A 10,140-nucleotide genomic window follows, 5' to 3' on the forward strand; every position below is an offset into this window, starting at 1 on the left:
TGATAAAAAAATTTACTTACCTACAGCAAATACTGATTTTATTTCTATGTGGTGCCCTGCACCTGACACCACAAACCCTGAGCGCTCAACACGCAGAACCGGAATTATTAAAGGACATTAACCCGGGCCCGAATGGTTCTTGGGCAATAGACTTTATGGAATATAATGGTAAACTTTATTTTATAGATAATATGGGCAATTTGTATGTCAGCGATGGCACAGAAGCTGGAACAGAGGGTCTAAAAGATTTTAACTCAGGATTGGAATATACCGAAGTTTATGAGCGCGTAGAATTCAACGGAAAATTATATTTTCCTGCCAATAATGGTATTCACGGCCATGAACTTTGTGTCACAGACGGAACAGCATCAGGGACAACAATTCTTAAAGACATAAATCCGGGCAATGGCGGTTCTTATGCAAAATATTTTAAAGAATATAATGGTATGTTGTATTTTTCGGCAGAAAATGGTACAACCGGTCATGAACTATGGGTCACAGACGGAACTGAGGTAGGAACCCAATTGTTTCTGGACATAAATCCGGGAAATGGAGGTAGTGCTCCTTCTAATTTTGTGAAATCAAACGGGAAACTTTTTTTTAGTGCAGATAACGGTGTGCACGGCCGTGAACTTTGGGTAACCGATGGCACAGTAGCAGGAACCTATATGGTGAAGGATATGTATCCGGGATCATCTTCTTCGATGGCTGCATGGACATATGTTGAAAATTTTAATAATAAATTGTATTTTATGGCTGATAACGGGGTTCACGGCAATGAACTCTGGGTATCTGACGGAACTGCATCGGGGACTTTTTTGCTGAAAGACATTTACCCCGGGCCAGGTAGCCCTTATATCTTAAATAGCATAATTACTTTTGGTTTTAATGGTTTGTTATATTTTCGATCTAATGATGGTATCCACGGTGAAGAACTGTGGGTAACTGATGGCACACAAACAGGGACAATTTTGTTTAAAGATATCAATCCCGGCCCTGATAGTAGTTTTCCTTTGGAGATGAATGAATATAACGGAAATATTTTTTTTGTTGCAACCAACAGTATTTATGGCAGGGAAATTTGGGTAAGTGATGGCACGGCATCAGGTACGGGATTGTTTATGGATATTAATCCCGGTGCCGCTAGTAGTGGGCAATATTTCAGGTTTTCTAAATACAAAGGCAATTTATATTTTGTTGCAGATGACAGTATGCACGGCGGTGAATTATGGGTAAGTGATGGTTCCCAATCCGGTACGTATATGTTAAGTGACCTAAATCCAGGTCCAGAGGGCGGCGATATACATTATTTCACCGAAGCTAACGGTTATCTATATTTTTATTATTCTAGTTATTATACAAGTACCCTTGAAGACAGTTATAACCTGTGGGTCACAGATGGCACTCAAAACGGTACTGAAATGATTACCGTCAGCGGCACTACAGAAACCTTTCCATTGGTAGATTTACCTCCTTTTGTGTTTGAGGACAATTTATACTACCTTGCTAATTATGACCATTCCTATGGTCACGAACCCTATAAACTCTCTACTCTACCGTTATCTATTGACTCGCCCCAATCCAAAAACTTTGCGTTCTACCCTAACCCAACAGCAACCAAGCTATTTATCACTGCTGATGTACCGGTAGAAAAAGCTGAAGTATATAACCTGCAAGGGCAGTTATTGGTTTCCCAATTTTTTCAAAACACCCTCCATCAACCAGCAACAATTGATTTTTCTATGATGAATGCCGGGGTTTATTTTGTCAAAATATCAGGATTGGGATGGGAAGAAACACATAAAATAATAAAAAAGTAATACAACGACGGGTCAAAAGTTGGGTTCATGTATAGATACTCATAAGCCTTTTAGAGGTTTTTGGGAAGGGCGAGTAGAAGCCATAGATTATCGTCAGTTTATGCAACCTTATCATTTGTTTTGTAATATTTTTAAAAGATTTTTAGGGTTTTGTCGGTTGTCCCAAAATGCAGAAACTATAATTTGTTCATTGGTAATTTTATAATAGATACTAAAATTACCCAGTGATGCCACTCTTGTGTCTTTAAAATCAGTTGATTTATAGATAAATGGATTTTCCGCAATTTGTTTGGTTCTCTCAGAAACTAACTTTACAAGCTTTTTTGAATAGGTATTTGACTTATTTCTTCTAACCCAATATTCTAAAATTCCAACAAATTGAATGTCGGCTGTTCTTGTCCATATTACATTGCGTTTAACCATTCAAGATTCCTTTTGTCCATAGCTTCTTGCGAAATAAGTTTTCCGGTTTTGATGTCCTGTTCGCTCATTTCCAACATTATTTTTTGCTCATCGGTCAGTTCCACAATGTCAGATTCAGACGCACTTGAGGAAATCAGTTTATCCAGGGCTTCTAAAAATGCTTTGTTTTTAATGGAAAGGATTTTATCAATCAACCTATTTCTTATGTTGTCAACTGTTGCCATTTTAATTCAAATTTAGATTTTAAATTTCGTAAATTTTATCGTTTTTTCCTAATGTTGTACAAGCTGTTTGTTCCGGACTAATTTACAGATTCTATTGTTTGCTTCAAGTATAGATACTCCCACCTAACTCAATACCAAATAATCAATTAGTAATACTAATCACATTCCCACTCCTCACAGCCCGGTAGCGCTGCATCGGGTAAAGGTTGGGGTTGGTCATATGCTGTCCGGTAACAATGTTGTATTTATTCTCATCATCTGGGCAGGTGCAGGTAGCTTCAATGCCAACAATATTCATCGTTGAGCAATTGTTGGGTATGTGGTTGGGGTCTGTAATTTCCATAGCAGAATATTGATTGTTGTCAATGTTATAAACAACTATGCCCCTGATTCCTTGTGAGTTGATTACTATACTGTTTCCGGGGAAGTTCAATAAATTGTATTGAGGCAAACTCAAGTCCAGTTGCAAGTTCACCAGCGGGTCAATCAAATAAGGATTGTTTCTGTTTACATTATCATCACTGTTGCAGGAAAGCAATAGAAAACAAATAAAAATGGCACCAAGTTTTTTCATAGCGTTTAAATAGTTGTGCAATTTACGATAAAATCAAAAGCAATTAAATTTTTCGTATATTTGTGCTGAATCCCGTTGCAAATGGGATTTTTTAGTTCCCGCGTTTGAACAAAAGTTCAGGTTGGCGGGATTCTTTATATTTTATAAAACGATGATGTTATGAGTAAAGTATCTTATTACACTGCTGAAGGACTTAAAAAATTAAGGGACGAGCTGGACTATTTGAGAGATGTGGAGCGCCCAAAAGCCTCACAAGCCATAGCCGATGCCCGCGATAAAGGCGACCTGTCAGAAAACGCCGAATATGATGCAGCCAAAGAAGCACAAGGCATGCTGGAACTACGCATTTCCAAAATGGAAGAGGTTGTTGCCAATGCACGATTGATAGACGAGTCACAACTGGACACTTCAAAAGTTCTGGTACATTCTACCGTCAAGATTAAAAACGTGGCTAACAATATGCAAATGACCTACAAGTTGGTAGCCCAAAGCGAAGCCGACCTGAAAGCCGGAAAAATTTCGGTGGACTCTCCCATCGGGAAAGGATTGCTTGGCAAAAAAGTGGGCGATACTGCAGAAATTGAAGTACCCAACGGAACGGTAACGTTTGAGATTCTTGAGATATCTAGGGATTAGTTTTAATCCCTTTTTTTAATTTTAAATTCATCAGGATTTCTCCTACTGTCCCAAATTGACAAGACAACCAATTCATTTTCTAAAATTTCATAGAATAACAAGTAATCCCGGATAATTCTTGCTCTGATATTTTCATGTTTTGTCTTTTTCCCTATTTCAGGATTTAAGGAGAGCGTCTTCAGTTCAGCAATAAAAAGTTGGTTGAGTTTTAAACTATAAGTTTTTGATTTATTTCTGTTTATCCAATACTCAAGGATTTCTTTCTTTTCAAAAATAGCTGTTTTCGTCCACGTTATTTTTCGTTGAGCCATTTTTCAATTTCTTTTATAGCCTCTTCATTAGTAAGTGTTTCTCCCTTTTGATACTCTTCTTTGGCTTCAGCGATTCTTTGGGTTTGTTCTTCACTTAATTCATAAACATCATTTTTAAGTTCAAAGTCAATTAAGCGATGAATTTGCTCTAACAAATTATTATCTGTTATATTTGTTATACGGTTTATAACTTTTAATTTTAGTTCTGCTGTTGACATAATTTAACCTTTTAACTATTTCAAATTTACGCTTTTAATATAAACGCTCCTTCAGTTTTTAAAAATTTTAATCAAAAAAATCATGCCTACCATTTTCACAAAAATCATCAAAGGAGAAATCCCTTGTTACAAAGTGGCGGAAGACGAAAACTTCATTGCTTTTCTGGATATTAATCCCAATGCTAAGGGTCACACCTTGTGCGTCCCAAAAGTGGAAGTCGATAAATTGTTTGACCTTGACGAAAACACCTACCTCAACCTGATGCAGTTTTCCCGAAAAGTAGCAAAAGCGCTTGAAAAAACCGTCTCTTGTAAACGGGTGGGTGTTGCCGTGATTGGTCTGGAAGTGCCACACGTGCACGTGCACCTCATCCCGCTCAATCAGATGAACGATATGGATTTCAGTAAAAAAGTTATACTTTCCGCTGAAGAATTTAAACAGCTTGCCGCTAAAATTCAAGCCGAGCTATGACAGATTTAAATGACTTTCCACTGGAAATCAAACTCCGCATTGACTGGAGCGACCTGGATGTGTATGAACACGTGAACAATGTAAACATCATTCGCTACTTGCAATCGGCGCGGGTGAATATTTGGGAAAAATCAGGTCTGTATAAAAGTTATAAGGAAACCAATCGCGGCCCGATGCTGGTTTCTTCAAAAGTGGATTTTAAAAAGTCGCTGTTTTATCCCGGAAACATCACCATAAAATCAAGGGTAGGTTTCATTAAAAACAGTAGCTTTTCATTGGAGCATTTTATCCTTAACGAAAAAGGAGAAGTGTGCATTGAAGTCCGTGATATAGCCGTCTGCTTTGATTTCAATACTGAAAAAACTTATCAAATCCCTGCTGATTTAAGGAAAATCTTTGAAAACTATTCCAGCAAGCGCAAAGAAATCTGAAATACAGCTCCCTTGCCTTTTACTGACCCTTTCACCTTGATTTTTCCATCGTGATAGTCTTCAATAATCCGTCTGGTTAATGAAAGTCCTAATCCCCAGCCGCGTTTTTTGGTTGTAAACCCGGGTTTAAATATTTTCTGAAAATCTTTCTTCGGAATGCCTTTACCGGTATCACTTACCAAAATGTGAACATATCGGGTATTCTTAGTTATTGAAATGGTCACAGTACCTTTGCCCTTCATAGCGTCGATTGCATTTTTCACCAAATTCTCAATGGCCCAGCTAAAGAGTTGTTTGTTTAATTTGACATAAATGGGTTTATCGGGGGTTTCAATGTGAAACTTGATGAGTTTTGAACTTCGGGCTTCTAAATAATCAAAAGAATTGATTGTTTCCTGAACCACATCTTTTTTATTCAACACCGGCATGGAGCCAATTTTTGAAAACCGGTCGGTTATGGTTTGCAACCTGAAAATGTCTTTTTCCATTTCCATTATGTATTCAGGATTGACCTTTTCAGATTTTAAAATTTCTGTCCATCCAATAAGTGATGATAAGGGTGTGCCTATTTGATGTGCGGTTTCCTTGGCCATACCTGCCCACAGTCTGTTTTGCTCTGCGGCTTTTCGGGTCCTGAAAAAGAAATAGACCACCCCAACAAACAATACAATCATAATGATAATGGCTGCGGGATAGTATTTGAGTTTGTTGATTATTCTGGAATTTCCGTAATAAATAGTACTGAAAACTTCGTCTTCGTGCGCGACATCTATCGGCTCATATTGCGATCTAAATGTCTCAATCAGCGACTCAATCTTGTTGACATCATTTTCATATTCCACAGGCAGATTGATCAAATCATAGTCGTTTGAGGCATAACTATGCATAATCATGGGTGTATTTGTATTGCTTCTTATAATTTCAAAAGCAAGCTGGGTAACGTTGGTGTCAAGATTGTCATCTCGGAGCAATTCGGCATAAGCTGCAGCAAGCAGCTCCATTTTATTTCGTTCATTTTCTTTCAACTCGTTGAAAAATATGTATGTATTCCAGAGAATGATGGTTACCGTAACCAAAGAAAGCAGCACAAAGACCACCCTGAAATAATTTCTCTCGTTTTGCATACCGGAGTTATTTTACCGCTAAATATAACAGAAAACCCTCTAAATAATTGTGTTTATAAATTAAAGTGACAAATTGAAGTCATTTTTATCACTTTCGTTACCTTTGTTTTTATGATTTCATTTGACCCAAAAGACCTTTCAACAGGAAGATTACACGGCTACTTGCTGGGAGCGGTAACGCCCAGGCCCATTGCATTTGCAAGTACAATTGACAAAAAAGGAAAAGTGAATTTATCGCCATTCAGTTTTTTTAATGTGTTTAGTGCCAACCCCCCCATTTTAATATTTTCGCCGGCAAGGCGCGGAAGGGACAACACCACCAAACACACTTATGAAAATGTGCTCGAAGTAAAAGAAGTGGTCATCAACATAGTCAACTATGCCATGGTGCAACAAATGTCACTTTCTTCTACCGAATACCCTAAGGGCGTCAACGAATTTTTGAAAGCAGGCCTGACTCCCATTCCTTCAGAAAAGGTAAAACCACCGCGTGTGGCCGAAAGCCCGGTGCAGTTTGAGTGTGTGGTGAATGACGTGGTTCAATTAGGCAAAGAAGGCGGTGCAGGCAACCTGGTGATTTGTGAAGTGGTTAAATTGCACATTGACGAAAACATACTTGACGAAAACCAAATCATAGACCAATATAAAATTGATACCGTTGCCCGTATGGGCGGAAACTGGTACAGTCGTTCAAATATGGGAATGTTTGAAGTTCCAAAACCATTATCAACATTGGGAATTGGCGTCGATAGAATCCCGGACGAAATTAAATCAAGCACCGTACTAACCGGAAACGATTTGGGGATGCTCGGCAATATTGAGCAAATTCCTTCAGAGGAAGAAATAAAAGAATTTGTTTCAAAAAATATTAAGGTAAGAACCGTTTTAAGTTCTTCAGATACCGACGAAATTCATAAATTAGCACAAAACTTTTTACAAAACGGAGACACCTCCTCTGCATGGAAGGTGCTACTCGCAAAAATTTAAGACATGGAAGTACAAGGAAAAATCAAAATGATAGGTGAAACACAAACCTTTGGCAACAATGGTTTTAGAAAAAGGGAAATTGTTGTCACTACAGAAGAACAATATCCACAACACATTATGGTTGAATTTGTTCAGGACAAAACAGATTTATTGAACAATTACAGTGTGGGTCAAAATGTAAAAATAAGTATCAACCTCAGGGGTCGTGAGTGGGTCAATCCTCAAGGGGAAACCAAATACTTCAACTCGATTCAAGGCTGGCGAATAGAAGCGGCTGAAACCAACACGGCAACTGATTTACCCCCAATGCCCCCGGCAGATGCCTTTGAACCCGTAAACGATTTGAATGAGGAAGATAACGATGATTTGCCCTTTTAAAAGATAAAGCAAGTAAGCGCAGTTAAAGCTGCGCTTTTTTTGTAATTGATTTTTCTGTACATAATTTTGTACATTTGTAAATAAAAATAGTATATGATTACGGTTAATATTTCTGATTTTAGAAAAAACCTAAAAAAATATTTAGACATTGCCCAGCGTGAAAAAGTAATTATTCACCGCAGTAAAGGTAAATCCATAGCTCTCGTGCCCACAGAGTATGTGGATAAAGAAACCCCATACTCAAAAGATTTTATTGAAAAAATTTCTTTAGCGATGGAAGAGAGTGAAACCGGTGATTACAAAACCGTAAATCCTGAGAATATATGGGAAAGTATATTGTCAGAATAACAAAAACTGCTCAGCAAGATCTTAAAAAAATATTTCTTTCCGGAAATAAATCAGTCATAAAAAAAGTTGAAATAATTATTAAAGAAATTTCAGAAACACCCTATTCAGGAACCGGGAAGCCCGAAAGACTGAAGTATTTTTCCAAAAACATCTGGTCACGAAGAATCAATAAAAAAGACCGGATGGTTTATGAGGTTCAGGAGTCTGAGATATTAATAATAATATTGAGTGCCTTAGGTCATTATGAGGATAAATAAACTCAATCAAAAAGTATGGCTTTTACCAAAACCCTCGAAAACGCATTTGAAAAAATAATTCCCTCACCTTTTGTCATTGCAGTATTCCTTACTGTTTTGACCATCGTGCTCGCTTTGGTTTTTGGTGACTTTACCACTTCTGAATCGCGTTTTGTTTCTGTCATGAAATTCTGGGAAAAAGGCATATGGAACAACGATTTACTGGTGTTTGGCTACCAAATGATGCTCATTTTGGTTTTGGGACACATTTTGGTGTTGAGCAAACCAATGAGCAAACTCACAGATTTGCTGACAAATCACGTCCATTCTACTACAAGTGCTGTTATACTGGTGAGTGTTACCACTATGCTGGTGGCCTTTTTCAACTGGGGATTGGGATTGATTTTTGGAGCAATTATGGCCAGAAAAGTGGCTGATGCTTCTTTGAAAAGAGGTTTTGCCATCAATTATCCGTTGGTGGGCGCATCCGGCTATGTGGGGTTGATGATCTGGCATGGGGGCATTAGCGGTTCAGCACCTCTTAAAGTGGCAGAAGAAGGACATATTCAGGCATTAATGCAGGGTATTGGTTCAACAGATATGACAGCACAACTCCCCAATTTAATCAGTACCGGCGAAACGGTGTTGAGTTGGTGGAACCTCCTTATTTTTGGGGTTTTAATGATTGTCATTCCATTAAGCCTTTATTTTTTGGCTAAAAAATCTGGCACCAAACCGGTTAATTTAACTCAAAATAAACCAACTCCAGATAATGAAGAAAATACAACAACAAACCGAATTGAAAATTCAAAAATTGCCGCTGTAACTTTTGGAGGGCTTTTGCTTTTGGCCTTTATTATTCAATATTTTGAAGCATTAAAATCATTAATCATCACACCCAATATGCTGAACTTTTTTATGCTCGGGCTGGGCATCGTTTTACATGGCAGTTTTAAAAGTTATGCCAATGCGCTGGGTGAAGCCATCTCAGGGGCTTCGGGAATTTTGATACAGTTTCCGCTCTATTTTGGGATAATGGGCATTATGAAAGATGCCGGAATGGTCACGATGATCAGTAACTTTTTTATCAATTTTTCAAATGAAACCACACTGCCGCTATTCACATTCTTCAGTGCCGGACTGGTTAATATTTTTGTGCCCAGCGGAGGCGGACAATGGGCATTGCAAGGTCCCATCATTATAGATGCGGCACTTCAACTGGATGTTTCCCTGCCCAAAATGGTGATGGCCTTGTCTTATGGCGATCAGATTACCAATATGCTGCAACCTTTCTGGGCACTGCCGTTGCTGGCCATTACAAAGCTTAAAGCGAAAGAAATATTACCATATACCGTAATATTAATGATGATAGGCACTTGTGTTTATTTGGCAGGTTTGTTACTTTTCTAAAATGATTTTTCTACAAGATAATAGTCCATTTCCCGATGTTTCATTAGCCAATGAGGACGGATTGTTAGCTGTAGGGGGAAATCTCACCACAGAAAGATTACTCGAGGCCTACAATTCAGGGATTTTCCCGTGGTACAGTGAAGGTCAACCCGTGCTTTGGTGGAGTCCTGACCCGAGAATGGTTTTGTTTTTAGACCAATTTAAGGTTTCCAAAAGCTTAAAGAAAAACATTACATCTGGCGAGTTTCAGGTAACATTTAATACCGCTTTCGCGGAAGTGATTCAGGAGTGTGCGCTAATAAAAAGGATTGACCAAGATGGCACCTGGATTACACAGGAAATGATTGATGCCTATGTTGAATTAAACAAAGAAGGACAGGCCATTTCAGTTGAAGTCTGGCAAAATGAAAAATTAGTAGGCGGACTCTATGGAATTGATTTGCCTGAAAAGGGTGTTTTTTGTGGTGAAAGTATGTTTTACAAAGTCACCGATGCTTCAAAAGTGGCCTTTTATCATCTGGTTGAACTTTTAAAAGCCCAAAATTACA

General features: G+C 38.2%; 16 protein-coding genes. 10 read left to right on the forward strand and 6 right to left on the reverse strand.

Annotation, left to right across the window (positions count from 1 at the left end; translation table 11 throughout):
• Window positions 1–1,820, forward strand: a 1,820-nt coding sequence (locus AC6F75_RS07390; RefSeq protein WP_500714334.1) for an ELWxxDGT repeat protein, incomplete at its 5' end; no start/stop codon positions are given.
• 111 nt (window positions 1,821–1,931) lie between these two features.
• Here AC6F75_RS07390 and AC6F75_RS07395 read toward each other — a convergent pair.
• The 3 genes from AC6F75_RS07395 to AC6F75_RS07405 form a co-directional block, all read right to left on the reverse strand.
• Window positions 1,932–2,243, reverse strand: a complete 312-nt coding sequence (locus AC6F75_RS07395) for a type II toxin-antitoxin system RelE/ParE family toxin (protein WP_500714335.1) — start codon at window positions 2,241–2,243, stop codon at window positions 1,932–1,934.
• Window positions 2,225–2,467 (reverse strand): hypothetical protein, encoded by a 243-nt coding sequence (locus AC6F75_RS07400; RefSeq protein WP_500714336.1) that lies wholly within the window; start codon window positions 2,465–2,467, stop codon window positions 2,225–2,227. The genes AC6F75_RS07395 and AC6F75_RS07400 overlap by 19 nt, the downstream gene beginning before the upstream one ends.
• Before the next feature lie 142 nt (window positions 2,468–2,609).
• The gene (locus tag AC6F75_RS07405; RefSeq protein ID WP_500714337.1) at window positions 2,610–3,041 is read right to left on the reverse strand and encodes a hypothetical protein; all 432 of its coding nucleotides are present in this window, start codon (window positions 3,039–3,041) and stop codon (window positions 2,610–2,612) included.
• 159 nt (window positions 3,042–3,200) lie between these two features.
• Between AC6F75_RS07405 and greA the strand changes: the two genes are divergently transcribed.
• Entirely contained in the window at window positions 3,201–3,677 is a 477-nt protein-coding gene (gene greA, locus AC6F75_RS07410; protein WP_500714338.1) for a transcription elongation factor GreA, read from the forward strand.
• A 2-nt stretch (window positions 3,678–3,679) separates the two neighbouring features.
• Here greA and AC6F75_RS07415 read toward each other — a convergent pair whose 3' ends face one another.
• Both AC6F75_RS07415 and AC6F75_RS07420 read right to left on the reverse strand, forming a co-directional pair.
• Window positions 3,680–3,988 carry a type II toxin-antitoxin system RelE/ParE family toxin gene (locus tag AC6F75_RS07415; RefSeq protein ID WP_500714339.1) on the reverse strand — a complete coding sequence of 103 codons (309 nt, stop codon included), beginning with the start codon at window positions 3,986–3,988 and terminating at the stop codon, window positions 3,680–3,682.
• Window positions 3,970–4,206: a hypothetical protein gene (locus tag AC6F75_RS07420; protein ID WP_500714340.1), complete on the reverse strand. Its 237-nt coding sequence runs from the start codon at window positions 4,204–4,206 to the stop codon at window positions 3,970–3,972. The genes AC6F75_RS07415 and AC6F75_RS07420 overlap by 19 nt, the downstream gene beginning before the upstream one ends.
• Window positions 4,207–4,288: 82 nt before the next feature.
• Here AC6F75_RS07420 and AC6F75_RS07425 point away from each other — a divergent pair, with 82 nt between their 5' ends.
• Both AC6F75_RS07425 and AC6F75_RS07430 read left to right on the forward strand, forming a co-directional pair.
• Entirely contained in the window at window positions 4,289–4,678 is a 390-nt protein-coding gene (locus AC6F75_RS07425; RefSeq protein ID WP_500714341.1) for an HIT domain-containing protein, read from the forward strand.
• On the forward strand, window positions 4,675–5,109 hold the full coding sequence (locus tag AC6F75_RS07430; protein WP_500714342.1) for a thioesterase family protein: 435 nt from the start codon (window positions 4,675–4,677) through the stop codon (window positions 5,107–5,109). The genes AC6F75_RS07425 and AC6F75_RS07430 overlap by 4 nt, the downstream gene beginning before the upstream one ends.
• On the opposite strand, the gene AC6F75_RS07435 is transcribed toward AC6F75_RS07430, so the two are convergent.
• The gene (locus AC6F75_RS07435; protein WP_500714343.1) at window positions 5,082–6,233 is read right to left on the reverse strand and encodes an ATP-binding protein; all 1,152 of its coding nucleotides are present in this window, start codon (window positions 6,231–6,233) and stop codon (window positions 5,082–5,084) included. The two genes, AC6F75_RS07430 and AC6F75_RS07435, sit on opposite strands and share 28 nt — an antisense overlap.
• Window positions 6,234–6,344: 111 nt before the next feature.
• On the opposite strand from AC6F75_RS07435, the gene AC6F75_RS07440 reads away from it, so the two are divergent.
• The 6 genes from AC6F75_RS07440 to aat form a co-directional block, all read left to right on the forward strand.
• Window positions 6,345–7,220: a flavin reductase gene (locus AC6F75_RS07440; protein WP_500714344.1), complete on the forward strand. Its 876-nt coding sequence runs from the start codon at window positions 6,345–6,347 to the stop codon at window positions 7,218–7,220.
• A gap of 3 nt (window positions 7,221–7,223) precedes the next feature.
• Window positions 7,224–7,598, forward strand: a complete 375-nt coding sequence (locus AC6F75_RS07445; protein WP_500714345.1) for a DUF3127 domain-containing protein — start codon at window positions 7,224–7,226, stop codon at window positions 7,596–7,598.
• A 93-nt stretch (window positions 7,599–7,691) separates the two neighbouring features.
• Entirely contained in the window at window positions 7,692–7,946 is a 255-nt protein-coding gene (locus AC6F75_RS07450; RefSeq protein ID WP_500714346.1) for a type II toxin-antitoxin system Phd/YefM family antitoxin, read from the forward strand.
• A complete protein-coding gene (locus tag AC6F75_RS07455) occupies window positions 7,922–8,203 on the forward strand; it encodes a Txe/YoeB family addiction module toxin (protein WP_500714347.1) in 282 nt (93 codons plus the stop codon). The genes AC6F75_RS07450 and AC6F75_RS07455 overlap by 25 nt, the downstream gene beginning before the upstream one ends.
• A gap of 15 nt (window positions 8,204–8,218) precedes the next feature.
• The gene (locus tag AC6F75_RS07460; protein WP_500714349.1) at window positions 8,219–9,592 is read left to right on the forward strand and encodes a TIGR00366 family protein; all 1,374 of its coding nucleotides are present in this window, start codon (window positions 8,219–8,221) and stop codon (window positions 9,590–9,592) included.
• Between the two features lies 1 nt (window position 9,593).
• The coding region (gene aat / locus AC6F75_RS07465; RefSeq protein ID WP_500714350.1) for a leucyl/phenylalanyl-tRNA--protein transferase at window positions 9,594–10,140 on the forward strand (547 nt) is incomplete at its 3' end.

The sequence above is a fragment of the Planktosalinus sp. genome, assembly GCF_059864935.1.